Source organism: Rhizobium sp. Pop5 (assembly GCF_024721175.1).
In the GTDB taxonomy this organism is placed as follows: domain Bacteria; phylum Pseudomonadota; class Alphaproteobacteria; order Rhizobiales; family Rhizobiaceae; genus Rhizobium.
Genome location: NZ_CP099399.1, coordinates 901,483 through 920,121, shown reverse-complemented (window position 1 = coordinate 920,121; position 18,639 = coordinate 901,483). Strand labels below are relative to the sequence as shown.

Genomic DNA, 18,639 nt, shown 5'->3' with positions numbered 1-18,639 from the left:
CATGAACAAGCGTTTTCGTCCTATCCATTCCGGGTTTGAAACCCTTCGCCTCGCCGGCGATCAGATTCGTTCCACTCAGGGCTACAGCCGTTTCGGCTTTGCCACGAACGAACAGATGGTTGCCCGCGGCACCGGCGTCAGCAGCCGTATCGCGCGTCCGACCGCTATTTTCGCGGACTTTCAGCAGTATTGAACAGCAGTCTCTACAGCGCCGCGCGTCTTTCCGGACGCGCAAAGGGCGCTGTAGCGCCTTGAATTGCTGCCCTTTCGCGTCAAGAGTACCCTGAAATGTCTACGATCCTGATATCGCTTTTGTGCAACATCGACACCTTCGAGCATATCCGCGCTGCCGTCTGCGCCGCGCGGGAATATGAGCGCGAGCTTTCCGTCAAGCCGGCTGATGCAGTCGCAAGCGTTGCGGCGATCGTTCTCTGATTAGATGGTCATCTCCTCGACCTGGGCTTTCGCCCATTCGAAGGCTTCGTCGACATATGCGAACTTGACCGCCTGCCAAGCGCAGTATTCCTCGACGAAATTCCGCGATATCCAAAGATGCGTCTTGCGCGTTTCGTCGTGCCACCCGACACAGCCGCGCTGCGCCGCCTTGGCCAGCAGCCGCTGCAGGTGGGTACGCGACATCATGAAATCGCTCGCCAGCGCGCGGGTTTCGACGCGGCCGACAGGGAACCTGTCCGGCTCGGCATTTTCGATGTCCATCCGGGACATGAAGTGGTCGACGACGAGCCCGCCAGCCTCTGTCCAGAGAAACAGCGCCACCTGCTCCGGCGGTTCGCGCCAAGCGGCATCTTCCAGGCAATGGCGGGCAATGCGCGGCTGGACGAGCCTCATCAACGAGGGGTTTGCTTGAAAAAAAGCTGCCCGTTGGCCGCCGTCGAGCAGGTCGAGCGCGGCGAGGTTGGCAAGAAGCCATCCAAACATCGCCTGATGGCTGACTTCGGCCGGCTCGAAATGGCGTGGCCGCCGCCGCTCGTCGCCGGGCGTGTGTAGAATGAAGCGATAGGTATGGAGTTCTTCGATGAAGGCGAGCACGGTGTTTCGGCTCGCGACCTTGTAGGCCGTGATGCGTCCGGTCAGCCGCACGGCGGTGAAACCCGACGTCGGATCGCGCGGATCATATTCCAGGTTGAGGGCATAGGCGGTCTGGGTGAGAAGCCAGCGCTGGTGTGAGGCGAGCAGGCGCGCCAGCCGAGGGCCGGCATCGAACATGCTGCGCGTCTGTCCGGCCAGAAAGCGGATGCACATCAGGAAGGAGGAATTCCCCGCCAATTGCTCCGCCGTGAACGCCATTATGCTTTTCTCCACCTCCGCTCACGGGCCAGCGTTCGGAGCAGCGACACCGGAAACGTCTCCGGCACCAGCGGCCATTCAAACATGCACAGCTTCAAATAAATGATAGTCTCTCACGTTCAACAATCATATTTCACAGGTCGGCGATATCCCAAGAATTCACCACTCTTTTCACGCTTTGGGCGCAACTTTCCGACCACGGCAATCCTTGGATTAAAAAGCTTTTATATCATGAGCTTGCAGCCGCTCAGGCTTGCGGCGTGATGGCCTTGCGCGCCTCTTTCTGTTCGATCCCCAACTGACGCTCGCGATAGATGATGAAGATGCCGGCCGCGACAACGATGACCGTGCCGATCAGCATGGTGACGCTCGGCACGTCGCCGAAAAGGAAATAGGCAACGATACCACCGAGCAGGATCGACGTGTATTCGAACGGCGCGATGGTGGAGACATCGGCATGACGGTAGCTCTCCGTCAGCAGGATCTGTGCGACGCCGCCGCAAAAGCCGGCCGCGATCAGGCAGATTGCCGACCGCCACGGTAGCACGAGCCAGCCGAAGGGAAGAGAGGCCAGTGAAAAGACCGAGGCGGTGATCGAGAAATAAAGCACGATCGTCGTGGTTTTCTCCTCCTCGACGAGACGACGCACCTGGATCATGGCCATGCCGCCGAGAACGGCCGAAAGCAGCACGGAGAGCGCGCCGATGGCTTGTTCGGCCTCCATGCCGCCGCCACGAAACAGGGTGAGCTTCGGCCAGGAGATAATAGCGACGCCGACCATGCCGACCAAAACGGCGCTCCAGCGATAGACGCGCACGGTCTCGCCGAGAAAAACCGCGGCGAAGATCACCGCGACGAGCGGCAACGCATAGCCGAGCGCGATCGCCTCCGGCAGCGGCAAATGCATGAGGCCGTAAAAGCCGAAAGCCATCGACATGATGCCGATCGTGCCGCGCTTGAGATGCCCGATCGGATTGGCCGTGTAGAAAGCCGGCCGCAACTGCCTGTTATAGGCAAGAAAGGCCATGATCGGGAAAAGCGCGAAAAAGGACCTGAAGAAAGTGACCTGACCGGGCGGAATGTCCGAGCCGGCCAGTTTGATGAAAGTCTGCATGGCCAGGAAGACCACGACCGACGAGACTTTCAGCATGATGCCTCTCATCGGATTTCTGAGAACCGAGTGCATGATCCTGGCTCTTGATACTGACTTAACAGGGTGGGGAGACGCGTTCGACTCGGGAACGCAGCGGATGATTTCCTGCATCGTAACGAAAGAAAATTCCGATGGGCGAAAAAACCGCAGCAATCCAGCAGAATTGCAAAATTGCTTCCTCACAGGCTCGATCTGCGCAGGTAAGTCCGCATTGCGTCGAAAATTCTCCTCCTTGAGGCCATTCACCCTAAAATGTCAGCCCATGGCCGCTCGGCATTAACCAGTTGAAAACCATAGCCGAGCATCGTTTTTCGTCATCGATTTCAAAATCACCTTGACCGCCAAACGATTACCCACCCTCCAGGATAGTTTGATGAAGCCGCTCAGCGCAGAAACAATTGCCCAATCGCAGAATGCGACGCCTCGCTCCATGCGCGTCGTTACCGACGGCATCAGCACCGATCTTGAGCGCTTCAGCGCCGACAACACGCATATCGTCAAGCAGATCAGCTGCTTGCGATCAATGCGCTGATCGAGGCGGCAAGGGCCGGCGAAACCGGGAAGGGCTTTGCGGTCGTCGCCAACGAGGTACAGCGGCTGGCTCAGATCGCAACCGACATCACCGGCAGGTTCGAGAGCAACGTGCTCGGGCGCATCGGCCTCAGCCGCGCCATGGCCGATTCACTTGTCGAGGAGATGGAGGGCGTGCGCCTGACGGATCTCGCGCAGACCCTGGTGCAGCTCATCGTCCGCAATCTCTTCGAGCGCACGGCCGATGTGCGCTGGTGGGCAACGGACCCGGCACTCTGGCAGGCGCTGCAGGAACCGGGCCGGGAAACCGTCGCCTTCGCAGCGGAGCGTCTTAGCGCCATCAACCGTTTCTACACCGTCTATCTCGATCTCGTCATGACCGATCTCTCGGGCAAGGTGATCGCTTCGGCCAATCCGCATTTCCAGCGCAAGCTCGTGGGAATGAGCCTTGCCGGCGATCCGTGGTTCCGTGCGGCATCGGCCTGCGCTTCCGGTGACGCCTATATCGTCGACGAGGTCAAATTCAGCCCACTCCACGACAACAGGCACGCGCTCGTCTACGCCACCGGCATCCGCGAAAACGGCAAGCTCGACGGGCGGATGATCGGCACGCTCGGCGTCTATTTCGACTGGCAGAACCAGGGTCAGGCGATCGTGGAGAAAGAGGCGAACCTGCCGCCGCAGCTGGCGGAAAAGACGACAGTGATGCTGCTCGACGGCAAGAGCCGGGTCATCGCCACCACCAATCCCACGCTCCTCTTTTCCCATTTTGCGCTCGCCAACCCATCAGGCCAGGCAAAAGGCAGCTACTACGACAATAACGGTTCGATCGTCGCCTTCGCGCGCACCCTCGGCTACGAGGATTATGATGGGCTCGGCTGGTATGGCGTCGTCGTGCAGCGGACGGAAAGCGATGCGGCAATCAAGACAGCTTTCAATCTTAAATAGCATAAGCCAAGAAGGCGCACTCATTGGCTTCAAACGGAATATTTGACCGGGAACTTCATGTTCAAGGGCAATTTGCTTTAACTTTAGTTCAGACTTTAATGTAATCATGCCCGGCAAATTTATAGCAGAGTGCGCCCGCCTCTGTATTCCGCGATTGTCCAATAACGGTCTTCAGGAACCACCATGCGAACAGATACCGGCCAGGTTATTCATCTGGCAGACTACCGCCCCACCGACTTCGTACTGGAACGCGTGGACCTGACCTTCGAACTCGACCCGACGGAGACAAAGGTCGAGGCCCGTCTCATCTTTCACCGCCGCCCAGGCGCCGATCCCACGACCCCGATCGTTCTTGACGGCGACGAACTGACGCTGTCGGGGCTGCTGTTGGACCAGGTGGAGTTGGAACCTTCGCGCTATGACGCGACGCCGGAAAGCCTGACGGTGCGCGACCTGCCGGAAAGCGCGCCCTTCGAGCTGACGATCACGACAATCATCAATCCCGAGGCCAACACCCAGCTGATGGGCCTTTACCGCACGGGCGGAATCTACTGCACGCAGTGCGAGGCGGAGGGCTTCCGCCGCATTACCTATTTCCCCGACCGGCCGGATGTGCTGGCACCGTTCACGGTCAACATCATTGCCGACAAGGAGCCCAACCCGCTGCTGCTATCGAACGGCAACTTCCTCGGCGGCGCGGGCTATGGCCCCGGCAAGCATTTCGCCGCCTGGTTCGATCCGCATCCGAAGCCGAGCTATCTCTTCGCGCTCGTCGCCGGCGATCTTGGCGTCGTCGAAGACACGTTCACCACCATGTCCGGCCGTGAAGTGGTGCTGAAGATCTATGTCGAGCACGGCAAGGAGCCGCGTGCGGCCTATGCCATGGACGCCCTGAAACGCTCGATGAAGTGGGACGAAGAGGTCTTCGGCCGCGAATACGATCTCGATATCTTCATGATCGTCGCCGTCTCCGACTTCAACATGGGCGCGATGGAGAACAAAGGCCTCAACATCTTCAACGACAAATACGTGCTCGCCGATCCCGAGATCGCGACCGATGCCGACTATGCCAATATCGAGACGATCATCGCGCATGAATATTTCCACAACTGGACCGGCAACCGCATCACCTGCCGCGACTGGTTCCAGCTCTGCCTCAAGGAAGGCCTGACCGTCTATCGCGATCACGAATTCTCGTCCGACCAGCGCTCGCGCCCGGTCAAGCGCATCGCCGAGGTTCGCCATTTGAAATCGGAGCAGTTTCCCGAAGACGGCGGCCCCCTTGCCCATCCGGTGCGGCCGACGACATATCGCGAGATCAACAATTTCTACACGACGACCGTCTACGAAAAGGGCAGCGAAGTCACGCGCATGATCGCGACGCTGCTCGGCAGGGACGGCTTCAAGAAGGGTATGGATCTCTATTTCGAGCGCCATGACGGAGAGGCCGTGACGATCGAGGATTTCGTCAAGTGCTTCGAAGAGGCGAGCGGACGCGACCTCGCGCAATTCTCGCTCTGGTACCATCAGGCCGGCACGCCGCTCGTCACGGCGTCGGGCAGCTATGATGCCGCGGCCGCGAGCTTCACCCTGTCGCTTGAACAGATGACGCCCGCTACCCCCGGCCAACCGGTCAAGGAGCCGATGCATATTCCGCTGAGCGTCGCCCTCTTCGGCGAAAACGGCGGCAAGATCGAGCCGAGCTCGGTCGAGGGCGCGGAATATGCCGGCGAGGTGCTGCATCTCACCGGCCGCACACAGACGGCGGTGTTTCACGGCGTCGGCTCGCGGCCGGTCGTTTCGATCAACCGCAGCTTCTCGGCGCCGATCAATCTGCATTTCGATCAAAGCCCGGCCGATCTCGCCCATCTCGCCCGCCATGAGACGGATCATTTCGCCCGCTGGCAGGCGCTGACGGATCTCGCATTGCCGAACCTTCTGAAAGCGGCGCGTGACGCCCGCGAGGACAAGCCGGTGGCCTGCGAGCCGACTTTCGTCGAGGCGCTGATTGCAGCTGCCGGCGACGAGAGCCTCGAACCCGCCTTCCGCGCACAGGCGCTGGCGCTGCCGAGCGAATCCGACATCGCCCGCGAACTCGGCGGCAACAACGATCCCGACGCCATCCATGCCGGCCGCCAGGCGGTCCTGAAACAGATCGCCGATGCCGGAAAGGATGTCTTTGCCGCCCTCTATGCAACGATGACGACATCGGGTGATTTCAGCCCCGACGCGAAAAGCGCCGGCCGGCGCGCACTGCGCAATGCCGCCCTCACCTATCTCTCCTATACCGAACAGACGCCTGCCCGCGCCAAGGCCGCCTTCGACGCCGCCAACAACATGACCGATCTCAGCCATGCTCTGACGATCCTGGCCCACCGTTTCCCGGACAGCGCGGAGACGAACGAGGCGCTGGCGACATTCCGTGATCGTTTTGCGGAGAATGCGCTCGTCATCGACAAGTGGTTTGCGATCCAGGCCGGCATTCCGGGCGCCAAAACCCTGGATCGGGTCCGCGCCCTGATGGACAATCCGCTCTTCAAGCGGACCAATCCGAACCGTATGCGCTCTCTGGTCGGCAGCTTCGCTTTCGGCAATCCGACCGGCTTCGGCCGCGCCGACGGCGAAGGCTATCGCTTCCTGGCCGGTCAGATTCTCGATATCGATGGGCGCAACCCACAGCTTGCTGCACGTATTCTCACCTCCATGCGCTCCTGGCGCTCGCTGGAACCGGTCCGTGCCGACCATGCTCGCGCAGCACTCCTCGAGATCGAACAGGCCCCGACTCTTTCGACCGACGTGCGCGACATCGTTGAACGCACGCTTAAAGGGTAACCGGCTTCGGACGGCCGTCGCGAACAATGCGCCGGCCTTCCACCTGGCAATCCGAATCGGCAGAAAAGCACGAAATCAGAAATAGTTAACGGATTTTTACCTTTGCCTCTGGACAAGGCGAATCACCCATGATTCTCTAGGTCAGGTTCGAGCGAGCGGCGCGCGAGATCACACGAGGGACAAGGCGAAGAGATGATGGACGTGCGGCGGGCAACCGTGGCCGGAGGACGGCTGCGTGTCGATTTTGACGGGCTGAAAGCCTGGCGAGACAGCCTTTCCGGTCATGCGACATCGGAACCGCTGCTTCGTCATTTGCCGAAGGCGGAACTCATCTTGAAGCGCGCCATTCCGGCGCTGATCGTTGCCTTCCTGACCGTCGTCGCCACCTCGCATTTCTTCGGCATGATGAGCGAATACGCCCGCATGGAGGCCTCGGCCCGCCATGCCACCGCGCTTTCGGCGGCGACGGCCGCGGCCGTATTTGCCGACGCGGCCAATATCTTCGACAGCGGCGACGTCAGCGAGGCGCAGGTGCGGCTTGCCAAGTTCCTGCCGCAGGACAGGCTGGACAGCGGCGCGTTCGTGCTGCTCGTGCAGGCAAGCGGCAAGGTCTTTGCCGCGACGACCGCCGGGCTCTCGCATGTCGGCAGCAATGTCGGCGATTTCTTCCCCGAGGTCTCGGCAATCCGGCGTTTCGGCGATCGCGCCGGCGTCATCGAAACGACGATCGGCGGCGTGCCGCACTATGCCGAGATCACGTTGATGGGCAGTGCCGGCGGCTATATCGTGGCAGCCACCTCGCTCGACGAGATCGGCCGGCTCTGGCGCGAGGAGCTGGCGCTCAATGTCACGCTGTTTGCGGGCATTTCCTCGATCCTGCTCGTCATCCTCTATGCCTACTACACGCAGGTGAAGCGCGCCCGCGACGCCGACGACATCTTCCTCGAATCGAACCTGCGGGTCGAGACGGCGCTGTCGCGCGGACGCTGCGGCCTTTGGGATTTCGATTTCGAGAACCGCGAATTCTTCTGGTCGCGCTCGATGTACGACATGCTCGGCCTGCCCGGTTCCGACAAGACGATGGGTTTCGGCGAGGCAGCACGGCTGATGCATCCCGACGACGGCGGCCTCTACGAGATCGCGCGCGCCATCGCCAAGGGCCACTCCGGCCAGGTCGACCAGATCTTCCGCATGCGCCATGCCGGCGGTCATTATGTCTGGATGCGGGCCCGCGCCCAGGTGATCCGCAGCAATTCCGGTCGCATGCACCTGATCGGCATCGCCATGGACGTGACCGAACAGCATCGGCTCGCGCAACGCTACGCGGAAGCCGACCAACGGCTCGCCGACGCTATCGAATGCACCTCGGAAGCCTTCGTGCTCTGGGACAAGAACGATCGGCTCGTCATGTGCAACACCCATTTCCAGCAAGCCTATGGACTGCCGGACAGCGTGCTCGTGCCCGGCACCGAGCGCTCGATCGTCAATGCCGCTGCCGCCCGTCCTGTCATCGAACGACGGATCGCCGATGCCGACGGCTCCGGTTATTCGCGCACGACGGAGGTGCAGCTTGCAGACGAGCGCTGGCTGCAGATCAACGAACGGCGCACGCGGGACGGCGGCAGGGTCTCGGTCGGAACCGACATCACGCTGATGAAACGCCATCAGGAGCGGCTGCGCGAATCCGAACGCCGCCTGATGGCGACGATCGGCGATCTCTCAGCCTCGCGCCAGACGCTGGAGGCCCAAAAATACGAGCTTTCGACGGCCAACGCCAACTACCAGGCGGAGAAGGAGCGCGCCGAAGCCGCCAACAAGGCAAAATCGGAATTCCTCGCCAACATGTCGCACGAACTGCGCACGCCGCTCAACGCCATTCTCGGCTTCTCGGAAATCCTGCAGAACCAGATGTTCGGGCCGCTCGGCTCGCTGAAATACGACGAATATGCCCGCGATATCCATGACAGCGGCAAACATCTGCTCAACGTCATCAGCGACATTCTCGACATGTCGAAGATCGAGGCCGGGCACCTCCGGCTGCACCGCGAGCGCATCGACCTCGTGCCGCTGATCGAGGAAAGCCTGCGCTTCACCGCCATTCCGGCGGCTGAAAAGAACATCGTCATCGACCAGCGCATCTGCTCCGGCCTGACGCTGATGGCCGATCGCCGGGCGATGAAACAGGTGCTGCTCAACCTGCTCTCCAACGCGGTGAAGTTCACCGACAACGGCGGCCGCATCGCGGTGCGCACACGCCGTGTCGACGGCGCCGTGCTCGTCACCATCGCCGACACCGGCATCGGCATTCCGCGCTCGGCGCTATCCAAAATCGGCCAGCCCTTCGAGCAGGTCCAGAGCCAGTACGCCAAAAGCAAGGGCGGCTCCGGCCTCGGGCTTGCCATCTCCCGTTCGCTGACGTCGCTGCATGGCGGACGCATGAAGATCCGCTCCCGCGAGGCTGTGGGTACCGTGATCTCGCTGCGGATTCCGGATGATGTCTGAGGCCGCGACCCATACTGAACGAAAGACTTGCTATGACGGGGTCAAGCGCCTGACAATCTAGGCGATTATCCGCCCTCTGCTTCCGGGCAAGCGACGATTGACCGTTCCCCTGCAATCGCTTCGAACTTCACCCAATGCCGGTCGTTGGCCGTTCCCGTGATCCCTACGTCACGGCTCTACGAAGTCCCGCGCCAGCAGATCGAAATTGCAGAAATGCTAAAGTATCCAAAAAGCGAACAAAAAAATTGGGTTACGCAGGATAAATTGCGCGGAGATGCAGGGGTAACGATTTGGCAACTGCCACGAACGATAACTGGCCTGTAGCTGGCAAAGAATCTTCAGCTTTTTGCTCAGCTTAAACAACGCATTGCCGCCGGTTGAATCACTCACCCGGCCACCGTTTCTGCGAGCTATTCTCAGGATCTTAAGACAGGGATCATGACGACATCCTGTTTTCCACACAGAGAAACCGAATGTTGCCGTCATCCATCTTCTCCCGCATCAGCTCCAAACTGGCAATTATGTCTGGTCTCGGAATGGTCATGGTCATCACCATGCTGACGACCACTTGGCTGACGGATCGAATGGTTAATGAGAGCGCGAGTCTCGAACGGCGACAGCTGATCATTTCGCGCAATGCCGTGGATACCAAAGCATCTGTTCGAGGCATGCAGGTCGGCGTGCGCGATTTGCGCCTCGCCGATTCACCGGACAAAGTTGCGACAGCGGTTGCCTTCATAGCCGAGAACCACGAATCGGCGAGCAAATACCTGAACGAGGCGATCTCCGCCATGACGGTGCGTGCCGACTCGGATCGAATGCAGAACGTTAAGGGCATGTCCGACGCTTACTTTGCCTTGACCGGTGACCTCGCAAAGGTCATCGGAGCAAAGCTCAGTCAATCGGCACCTGATGCAAACCTGAAACAGCAAGAGGAAGAACTGAGAGCAAAGCTGCTGGGAATCGCTCAAAATGCGACCAAGACGCTGGACGAAGGCGTTAATGCCGCCAAGGAAAGCGCACGGCAATCGAACGTCGACATGACCGAGATCCAAAGCCTGGCCCAAAAGCTGAGCCTCGGCGTTGGCATGCTCGTCCTCATGACTCTTGCGGGTTCCGCCGTTTTCGGCAGCCGCGCCATCGCCAAGCCCATCGCGCGGATCACCAGCGCGATGCGCAATCTTGCTTCCGGCGATACATCGACGCAGATCCCGTTCGTCGGCCGCCTGGACGAGATCGGGGCCATGGCGGCCGCGGTGGATGTGTTCCGGGAAGCGGCCATTACCAACGGCCGCCTCGAAGGTGAAGCACGTGCGTCGCGTCAACAACAGGATGGCGAGCGGGCCGCGACCCAGAAGCGCATGGAAATGGAAGCCGAGCAACTGCGCTTTGCCTCCGAACATCTCGGCGCGGGTCTGAAGCGCTTGGCGGCCGGCGACCTGGCTTTTCAACTGAATGAGACTTTTGCACCGGATTTCGAACCTCTCCGTCATGATTTCAACGAGTCGGTCCGCCAGCTGAATACGACCCTGTCGACGATCGCGGACAGCATCACCACAATGGACAGCGGCACGCGCGAGATCGCCACCAGCGCCGAGGACCTCGCCAAACGCACCGAGCATCAGGCTTCCTCGCTGGAGGAGACCGCAGCCGCGCTCGATCAGATCACCGCAAATGTCAGCTCGTCGACGAAGACAACGGAAGAAGCCCGTACGGTCGCGACCCAGGCCAACCAGAGTGCGGCGAAGTCTGCAGAGGTGGTTTCACAGGCCGAAGAGGCGATGCGACGGATCGAGCAGAGCGCGCAACAGATCTCCAACATCCTCGGTGTCATCGACGAGATCGCCTTCCAGACGAACCTGCTGGCGCTCAATGCCGGGGTCGAGGCGGCGCGCGCAGGCGAGGCAGGCAAAGGTTTTGCGGTGGTCGCACAGGAAGTGCGCGAACTGGCGCAACGTTCGGCTCAGGCCGCCAAGGAGATCAAGAGCCTCATTCAGACTTCGACAACCGAAGTGGAAGGCGGCGTGAAGCTGGTGCGCAATGCCGGGGAAGCATTAAACGTCATCGGTGGCTTCATCGGGCAGATCAACGACCATATGAGCTCGATTTCCGTCTCGGCAAAAGAACAGGCGACAGGTTTGGCGGAGATCAATACCGCGGTCAATTCGATGGACCAGAGCACACAGCAGAATGCGGCAATGGTGGAAGAATCGACGGCTGCCGCATCAAGCCTGGCCCAGGAAGCCGCGAAGCTCCGCGACCTCGTCGCTCGCTTTAAACTCGGAGCGGCCGCTCCACGGGTGGCCAATCATGCCAGCCAGCCCGTCACCTCGCCTGCCCGCGCACTTACTCAGAAGGTTGCCGGCGCCTTCGGCGGCGGGAGCAAGGCTATCGCCGCTCAGACTTGGGAGGAATTTTGATCGACGTTCAACTGCCGGACAGCGCTGGGATTGTTAGGTCTTTATAACAGTCAGGAATATTTTCCTGACTGTCTTCGACAATCGCTTCACCTCCCCTTCCAGCGTCTTGATATCGGGGCAGTCGCCGGCGCGGCAGACGAGCTCGATGAGGCCTGATGGCGCGTCGTTCGGATCGAACGGGCCGTCGATGCAGAGACGGATCAACTGCGAAAGGCTGGTATAAAGCGCGAAAGCTTCGAGACATAGGTCGAGATCGGTCGGCGCCATCAGCCTATCGCCGAGCACCTTCAGGGCTTCGCCGGTGCTCATCCCATTCACGGCGATGCCAACGCCGCTGGTCGGGGCGATCAGGGCCAGGTATTGCGCGATGAATTCGAGGTCGATCACGCCGCCGGGAATGAGCTTCAGGTCCCAGGGACCGGATGGCGGCTTTTCCCTATCGATCAGGTCGCGCATCTCGGCGACGTCATGCGCCACCTTGGCGATGTTGCGATCGGCCGACAGGACTTCGCGGACGATATGCTCCGCTTCGGCGGTAAGGCTCTCGTCGCCGCAGATCAGCCGGGCGCGGCTCAGCGCCATATGCTCCCAGGTCCACGCTTCCTCGCGCTGATATTTGCCGAAGGCGTTGATGCGGGTTGCGACCGGCCCCTTGTTTCCGGAGGGGCGCAGCCGCATGTCGACCTCATAGAGCACGCCCTCGGCGGTCGGCGCCGAGAAGGCGGCGATCAGCCTCTGGGTGATGCGGGTGAAGTAGCGCGTCGCATCGAGCGGCTTCGGCCCATCGGATTCGGCCGCCGCGTCGTCATAATCATAGAGCAGGATCAGATCGATGTCGGAACCGGCCGTCAGCTCGAAGCTGCCGAGCTTGCCCATGCCGGCGACCGCGATGCGCCCGCCGGGATAGTCGCCGTGGGCTGCCCGCATCTCGCTGACCACGGCATCGAGCGCCGCCTCGATGATGAGGTCAGCCAGATGGGTAAAGGCGCGCGCGGCCATCGCGCCGTTAATCGCGCCTGTCAGCAGGCGAATGCCGATCAGGAAGCGCTGCTCGGCGGCGAAGATGCGCAGCCGGTCGAGCACTTCCTCATAGTGGCGTGCCTGGACAAGCGAGCCCTTCAGCCGCTCACCGAGATAGTCGCGCGTCGGCAGTTCGGCCATCAGGCCGGGATCGAGCATGCCGTCGAAGACATGCGGCTTGGCCGCAATCACCTCGGCCAGTCGGGGCGCGGAGGACATGATGTTGACGATCAGCGACAAGAGCGCCGGATTGCTGCCGAGCAGGGAGAAGAGCTGGATGCCGGAGGGAAGGCCGGAGATGAAACTGTCGAAGCGCAGCAACGCCTCGTCGGCGCGCTTGCTTTCGCCGAAGACACGCAGGAGCTGCGGCGCCAGCTCCGTCAGCCTTTCACGCGCCTCGACCGATTGCGTCGCGCGGTAGCGGCCATAGTGCCAGGTGCGGATGATGCGGGAAATGTCGGACGGCCTGGTGAAACCCAGTTTCTTCAGCGTCTCCAGCGTATCCGGATCGTCGCCCTGGCCGGTGAAAACGAGATTTCCGGTCCCGGCGGAAAGCTTGCTCTCCTGTTCGAACAGTTGGGCATAACGCCGCTCGACGGTCTTCAACACGCCAACCAGCCTTTCGGTGAAGCTCGGCGTATCGGTAAAGCCCATCATGAAGGCTATGCGCTTCAGGTCGGCATCCGTTTCCGGCAGCAGGTGGGTCTGCTCGTCGCGCACCATCTGGATGCGGTGCTCGACATCGCGCAGGAACCAATAGGCCTCCGTCAACTCGTTGCGGGTCTCCGCGTCGATCCATTTCGCCTTGGTGAGTTCGCCGAGCGTCTCCTCCGTCGCCCGGCCACGCAGCGCCGGCATGCGGCCGCCGGCGATCAGCTGCTGCGTCTGCACGAAGAATTCGATCTCGCGGATGCCGCCGCGACCGAGCTTGACGTTGTGACCCTTGACCGCAATCGCGCCGTGCCCCTTGTGCGCATGGATCTGCCGTTTGATCGAATGAATATCGGCGATCGCGGCATAGTCGAGATATTTGCGAAAGACGAAAGGAGCGAGCCCGCGCAGAAACTCTGCACCCGCAGCAAGATCGCCCGCGACGGCGCGCGCCTTGATGAAGGCTGCCCGCTCCCAGTTCTGGCCCCTGCCCTCGTAATAGATCATCGCCGCATCGACGGGGATCGCAAGCGGTGTCGAGCCGGGATCGGGGCGCAATCTGAGATCGGTGCGGAAGACATAACCGTCCGCCGTCCGCTCCTGGAGGATGCGCACCAGCCGGCGCATCATTCTCGGGAAAACCTCGATCGCATCGTCGGGGTCGGGCACGATGCCTGCTTGTTCATCGAAGAAGACGACTAGATCGATATCGGAAGAATAGTTGAGCTCGCATGCGCCGAGTTTGCCCATGCCGAGCACGATCAGTCCGGAGTCCTCGCTCGGCACCCCCGGATTTCTGAGCCTCAGCTTTCCGCCCTCATGTGCAGCCAGCAGCAGATGGTCGATCGCGGCGGCAACAGACGCCGCAGCAAGCTCGCTCAGCCAGCCCGTCGTCGCCCGCCCGTCGAAGATGCGCGAGAGATCGGCGACCGCGACGAGGAAAGCCACCTTGCGCTTGATGATACGCAGCCTGCTCATCACCACGGATTCTGCCGGTGCAGCACCGTCGTCGTCCGGCCGCCAGCAATCGCGCGCCTCGGCGACCAGCGCCTCGATCTGTGGTTCCAGCGGTTGCCCGATGGCGCCGGCAAGGACGGCAGGGTCGAGATTGACGATGTCTCGCAGATAGGGCGACAGCGTCAGCACCGCCGCGATGAAATCGCGCAACGGGCCCTCCGTCTTCAGCATCGCGGCGACCGACGGCTCGCTTTTGCCGGCCTCCTGAAGGTCGGCCAGCGCCAGTTTCAGCTCCGCCTGGTTCAGCGGACGCAGCAGCCCTTCGGCCACATCCTTCAGGCCATGCGTCGATTTCGTCAGCATGCGCTCTCCCTGCCTTACCGCTGAAGGAAACAGGCCCGCAGAATCGCGGGGACGCCTCCTTCGATCGGCATTAAACTAGGGTCTCGGCGGTAAACCGCCAATACGCGATTCAGCCGATGGTGTTTCGGGGGAAGAGATCAGGCAGCCTGGGCCGGGAAGATCATGCTGACGGTCAATCCGCGCTGTTCGGGCTTGTCGGGATCGGTATCGGAGAGCTCCAGCCGGCCGTTGTGCAGCTCCATCACCGCCTCCACCAACGAAAGCCCGAGCCCCGTGCCGGGCTTCGAGCGGCTTTCGTCAAGGCGAACGAAGCGCTTCACCACGTCGTCGCGCCTGTCGGCCGGAACGCCCGGCCCATGGTCGACCACCGAAAGGCAGATGCCATCAGGGCGGCGGGCAAGTTTCAACGACACCACGCCTGCGCCTTGCGTATCGGAGGAATATTTGATGGCATTGTCGAGCAGATTGAAGATCGCCTGACCGATCAGTTCACGATTACCCTGCACCTCCACATCCGGTTCGATGCTGGAGCTCAGGCCGAGCCCGGCTTCTTCCGCCGCCGGCTCGTAAAGCTCGGCGCTATCGGAGACGATGGCCGAAAGCTCCACAGGCGACATTTCCGCCGCGACCGATCCCGCCTCGACGCGGGAAATCATCAGCAGCGCGTTGAAGGTGCGGATCAATTGATCCGATTCGGAAATGATGCCTTCGAGCGCCACACGCCGCGTCTCGCCATCACCCATGTCGAGCGCATCCGCCGCCTTGTTGCGCAGGCGCGTCAGCGGAGTCTTGAGATCGTGGGCGATATTGTCGGAGACTTGCCGCAAGCCCTCGTTCAGCTTCTCGATGCGCTCCAGCATGGTATTCAAAGACATCGAAAGCCGGTCGAATTCATCGCCGGATCCGCCGACCGGCAGGCGCTGCGAGAGATCGCCGGCCATGATCTTCTTGCTGGCATCCGACATGCGATCGATACGTTTCAGCGCATTGCGCCCGATGGCGAACCAGATGATGATCGCCCCGAGCCCCATGATCGCCAAAGCTATCATCAGCGCCTGGCGCACCAGCAGACGGAAACGTTCGGGATCGCCGAGGTCGCGGCCAATGAGGATTCTGAGGCCATTGTCGAGGACGAAGATATTGGCGATCGCCCTGTGGCGGCGCTCGACGCCGCCGCCGTCCGTATAGCGTTGATAGGCGAAGGGAGCGGACGTCCAGCCGATCTCCTCGAAGACACCAGGCTCGACCGAGGCGACGTTGCCGGCAAGGATATCGCCGGAGGGACCAGCGATGATGTAGAGATTGGCGCCCGGCTGACGGGCGCGCCGCTCCATGGTGCGCAGAAGAAGGTTCATGCCGCCGGTGTCATAGGCGCGCTGCACCTGCTCCACCTCCTGCCTGACGGCGTCGCGGATCTGGCCGGTCAGCAGCCGTTCCGACATCGCCGTCACATAAAAGACGAGCGTCGCGGCGCAGATGGCAAAAAGCAGGATGTAGAGTGCCGAAAGGCGGACTGCGGTGGATTTGAAGAGAACCCTGAAGCGGCTCATCCCTCATCCTTGATCATATACCCCGCGCCCCTGATCGTCTTCAGGAGCGGCTGGCTGAAGTCTTTTTCGATCTTCGAGCGCAGGCGCGAGACATGCACGTCGATGACGTTGGTCTGCGGGTCGAAATGGTAGTCCCAGACGTTTTCGAGAAGCATGGTGCGGGTCACCACCTGCCCGGCATTCTTCATCAGATATTCGAGCAGACGGAACTCGCGGGGCTGCAGCAGGATCTCCTTGCCGGCGCGGCGCACCTCGTGGGAAAGCCGGTCGAGTTCGAGATCGCCGACGCGGTAGACGACGTCCTGATCCGGCGTGCCCTTGCGGCGGCCGAGCACCTCGACACGCGCCAGCAATTCGCTGAACGCATACGGTTTCGGCAGGTAGTCGTCGCCGCCGGCGCGAAGACCGGTGACGCGGTCGTCAACCTGTCCCAAGGCGGAGAGGATGAGGACCGGCGTATGGATGGCCTTCCGGCGCAGCTCGCTGATGACGGAGAGCCCATCGCGTCGCGGCAGCATGCGGTCGATGACGATGACGTCGTAGGTATTTTCGGATCCCATGAACAAGCCGGCCTCGCCATCGCTGGCGTGATCGGCAACGATGCCTGCCTCGCGAAAGGCCTTCGTGAGGTAGACTGCTGCTTCGAGATCATCTTCGATGATGAGAATCTTCATGCGGCCGACATTACCCGCCGGCTGTGTTTCGGCAAGGCTCAAAGCGTGTTCCTGCGGGGCGGCGCTCATCACGATCATCCTTGAAAGGTCAGAAGAATCGAGCCGCGCGGAGTTTCCTCCGCACGGCTGCTGTTTTCTTAAGGATCAGCCCTGGCCGTTGATCGGAAGCGCTACGAAACGGCTTCCTTCGCTGGACTGGATCTGGAAGAGGGCGCGGGTGCGGCCGTCCTTCTTGGCCTGGTTCAGCACCTTGACGACATCAGCGGCGGTGGAGACCTGCTGATTGTTGACTGAGGTGATCTTTTCGCCTTCCTTGATGCCCTTGTCGGCAGCGTCTGAGTCAGGGTCGATACCGGTGATCGCCAGACCCTTGCCATCGTCAGAGGGACCAACTGTCAGGCCGAGATCGGCGAGAGCCTTCTCGGAAGCCGGCGCCTCCGGCTGCTGCGGCTGGTTGTTGTCGTCGGCGGACGCCTCCTTCTGGTCGGCCGGCAACGTGCCGAGTTCGACGGTGAGAGACTGCGCCTTGCCGGCGCGCCAGACCGAAAGCTCGGCCTTGCTGCCAGGCTGCATTGCGCCGATGCGACGGCTGAGGTCACGCGCATCCTTGATCGTCTCACCATTGAGAGCAGTGACGACGTCGCCTGCCTTCATGCCCGCCTTGTCACCCGGCGATCCGGCCTGCGGGGCGACGACGAGTGCGCCGCTCGGCTCGGAAAGGCCGATGGATTCGGCGATATCCTTGGTGACAGGCTGGATCTGGACACCCAGCCAGCCGCGCGACACCTGGCCGTCCTTCATCAGGTCGGCGACGACATCCTTGGCGGTCGAGGCCGGAATGGCGAAGGCGATACCGACGCTGCCTCCGGATGGTGAGAAGATCGCAGTGTTGATGCCGACGACTTCGCCGCTGAGGTTGAAGGTCGGGCCGCCGGAGTTGCCGCGGTTCACAGCGGCGTCCACCTGAAGGTAGTCATCATAAGGGCCGGAGCCGATGTCGCGGCCACGGGCCGAGACGATACCCGCCGTCACCGTGCCGCCGAGGCCGAAGGGGTTGCCGACGGCAACGACCCAGTCGCCGACGCGGACATTGTTGTCGTCGGCCCAGTTGACGTAGGTGAACTTCTTGCCCTTGCCATCGACCTTCAGAACGGCGAGGTCGGTGCGCGGATCCTTGCCAATCAGCTTGGCATCGAGTTCGGTGCCGTCATTCATGACCGCGACGAAGGCCTGGCCATCGGAAACGACATGGTTGTTGGTGACGATATAGCCGTCCTCGGAGATGAAGAAGCCGGACCCTTGAGCAACCGGGCGGAGGCGACCCTTGCCGCCCGGGCCGTTCGGACCGCCATTCGGGCCATTCTGGCCGAAGCGGCGCGGATGGCTCTGCTGGTCATTCGGGTCCTGGCCGAACTGCTTGAAGAAGCGCTTCAGCGGATGATCGTCGGGAAGATCGTCGAAGCCGCGGCCGTCGAGGGAAAAGCCGTCATTGTCGGCGACGGGATTGACGCGGTTTTCGACGCGGACGGAAACGACGGCCGGCGATACGGCGTCGACGACATTGGCGAAGCTCGGAACGGCAGGCGCCTGAACCTTGACGGCTTCAGCATAAGACCGGGTGATTTCGAGCGGAACGCCGGTTGCGAGCACAGCGGCTGCGATACCGGCGACGGTAGAAGCCTTGAGCACAGTGGCGAAGGACGGACGTCCGTTGAAATTCTTGAGCATTG

General features: G+C 61.6%; 12 protein-coding genes and 1 pseudogene. 6 read left to right on the top strand and 7 right to left on the bottom strand.

Going from position 1 to position 18,639, the window contains the following annotated elements:
• The first annotated feature begins 1 nt into the window (after window position 1).
• Together NE852_RS06660 and NE852_RS06655 are read left to right on the top strand one after the other, a co-directional pair.
• A complete protein-coding gene (locus NE852_RS06660; RefSeq protein WP_258156329.1) occupies window positions 2–193 on the top strand; it encodes a hypothetical protein in 192 nt (63 codons plus the stop codon).
• 95 nt (window positions 194–288) lie between these two features.
• Complete coding sequence (locus NE852_RS06655) at window positions 289–435, top strand: hypothetical protein (RefSeq protein ID WP_258156328.1); 147 nt, start codon at window positions 289–291, stop codon at window positions 433–435.
• On the opposite strand, the gene NE852_RS06650 is transcribed toward NE852_RS06655, so the two are convergent.
• Window positions 436–1,308: a hypothetical protein gene (locus tag NE852_RS06650; protein ID WP_008522713.1), complete on the bottom strand. Its 873-nt coding sequence runs from the start codon at window positions 1,306–1,308 to the stop codon at window positions 436–438.
• 247 nt (window positions 1,309–1,555) lie between these two features.
• The gene (locus NE852_RS06645; RefSeq protein WP_008522714.1) at window positions 1,556–2,494 is read right to left on the bottom strand and encodes a DMT family transporter; all 939 of its coding nucleotides are present in this window, start codon (window positions 2,492–2,494) and stop codon (window positions 1,556–1,558) included.
• A 340-nt stretch (window positions 2,495–2,834) separates the two neighbouring features.
• On the opposite strand from NE852_RS06645, the pseudogene NE852_RS06630 reads away from it, so the two are divergent.
• The 3 genes and pseudogenes from NE852_RS06630 (at window position 2,835) to NE852_RS06620 (ending at window position 9,274) form a co-directional block, all read left to right on the top strand.
• Window positions 2,835–3,940 (top strand): annotated as a pseudogene (locus NE852_RS06630) (methyl-accepting chemotaxis protein).
• A 183-nt stretch (window positions 3,941–4,123) separates the two neighbouring features.
• Window positions 4,124–6,772, top strand: a complete 2,649-nt coding sequence (gene pepN, locus NE852_RS06625) for an aminopeptidase N (RefSeq protein WP_258156325.1) — start codon at window positions 4,124–4,126, stop codon at window positions 6,770–6,772.
• A gap of 192 nt (window positions 6,773–6,964) precedes the next feature.
• Window positions 6,965–9,274, top strand: coding sequence for a PAS domain-containing sensor histidine kinase (locus NE852_RS06620; RefSeq protein ID WP_008522738.1), 2,310 nt, complete (start codon window positions 6,965–6,967; stop codon window positions 9,272–9,274).
• A 216-nt stretch (window positions 9,275–9,490) separates the two neighbouring features.
• Here NE852_RS06620 and NE852_RS06615 read toward each other — a convergent pair whose 3' ends face one another.
• Window positions 9,491–9,760 carry a hypothetical protein gene (locus tag NE852_RS06615; protein WP_128623480.1) on the bottom strand — a complete coding sequence of 90 codons (270 nt, stop codon included), beginning with the start codon at window positions 9,758–9,760 and terminating at the stop codon, window positions 9,491–9,493.
• Here NE852_RS06615 and NE852_RS06610 point away from each other — a divergent pair.
• Entirely contained in the window at window positions 9,748–11,694 is a 1,947-nt protein-coding gene (locus tag NE852_RS06610) for a HAMP domain-containing methyl-accepting chemotaxis protein (protein ID WP_008522739.1), read from the top strand. The genes NE852_RS06615 and NE852_RS06610 overlap by 13 nt on opposite strands.
• Window positions 11,695–11,727: 33 nt before the next feature.
• Here the strand turns inward: NE852_RS06610 and NE852_RS06605 are convergent, their stop codons facing one another.
• From NE852_RS06605 to NE852_RS06590, 4 genes are all read right to left on the bottom strand, one after another.
• Entirely contained in the window at window positions 11,728–14,685 is a 2,958-nt protein-coding gene (locus tag NE852_RS06605; protein ID WP_258156324.1) for a bifunctional [glutamine synthetase] adenylyltransferase/[glutamine synthetase]-adenylyl-L-tyrosine phosphorylase, read from the bottom strand.
• Between the two features lie 137 nt (window positions 14,686–14,822).
• The gene (locus NE852_RS06600) at window positions 14,823–16,235 is read right to left on the bottom strand and encodes a HAMP domain-containing sensor histidine kinase (RefSeq protein WP_008522747.1); all 1,413 of its coding nucleotides are present in this window, start codon (window positions 16,233–16,235) and stop codon (window positions 14,823–14,825) included.
• Complete coding sequence (locus NE852_RS06595; protein WP_374992001.1) at window positions 16,232–16,987, bottom strand: response regulator transcription factor; 756 nt, start codon at window positions 16,985–16,987, stop codon at window positions 16,232–16,234. Before NE852_RS06595 ends, NE852_RS06600 begins: the two co-directional genes overlap by 4 nt.
• 66 nt (window positions 16,988–17,053) lie before the next feature.
• Window positions 17,054–18,637 carry a Do family serine endopeptidase gene (locus tag NE852_RS06590; protein WP_008522749.1) on the bottom strand — a complete coding sequence of 528 codons (1,584 nt, stop codon included), beginning with the start codon at window positions 18,635–18,637 and terminating at the stop codon, window positions 17,054–17,056.
• Window positions 18,638–18,639: the final 2 nt, after the last annotated feature.

What these genes read in the sequence shown, in the direction of transcription:
- NE852_RS06620 (WP_008522738.1), top strand. Translation starts at nt 6,965, where the DNA reads ATGATGGACGTGCGGCGGGCAACCGTGGCCGGAGGACGGCTGCGTGTC.
- NE852_RS06645 (WP_008522714.1), bottom strand. Translation starts at nt 2,494, where the DNA reads ATGCACTCGGTTCTCAGAAATCCGATGAGAGGCATCATGCTGAAAGTC.
- NE852_RS06590 (WP_008522749.1), bottom strand. Translation starts at nt 18,637, where the DNA reads ATGCTCAAGAATTTCAACGGACGTCCGTCCTTCGCCACTGTGCTCAAG.
- NE852_RS06595 (WP_374992001.1), bottom strand. Translation starts at nt 16,987, where the DNA reads ATGATCGTGATGAGCGCCGCCCCGCAGGAACACGCTTTGAGCCTTGCC.
- pepN (WP_258156325.1), top strand. Translation starts at nt 4,124, where the DNA reads ATGCGAACAGATACCGGCCAGGTTATTCATCTGGCAGACTACCGCCCC.
- NE852_RS06655 (WP_258156328.1), top strand. Translation starts at nt 289, where the DNA reads ATGTCTACGATCCTGATATCGCTTTTGTGCAACATCGACACCTTCGAG.
- NE852_RS06600 (WP_008522747.1), bottom strand. Translation starts at nt 16,235, where the DNA reads ATGAGCCGCTTCAGGGTTCTCTTCAAATCCACCGCAGTCCGCCTTTCG.
- NE852_RS06605 (WP_258156324.1), bottom strand. Translation starts at nt 14,685, where the DNA reads ATGCTGACGAAATCGACGCATGGCCTGAAGGATGTGGCCGAAGGGCTG.
- NE852_RS06615 (WP_128623480.1), bottom strand. Translation starts at nt 9,760, where the DNA reads ATGACGGCAACATTCGGTTTCTCTGTGTGGAAAACAGGATGTCGTCAT.
- NE852_RS06610 (WP_008522739.1), top strand. Translation starts at nt 9,748, where the DNA reads ATGTTGCCGTCATCCATCTTCTCCCGCATCAGCTCCAAACTGGCAATT.
- NE852_RS06660 (WP_258156329.1), top strand. Translation starts at nt 2, where the DNA reads ATGAACAAGCGTTTTCGTCCTATCCATTCCGGGTTTGAAACCCTTCGC.
- NE852_RS06650 (WP_008522713.1), bottom strand. Translation starts at nt 1,308, where the DNA reads ATGGCGTTCACGGCGGAGCAATTGGCGGGGAATTCCTCCTTCCTGATG.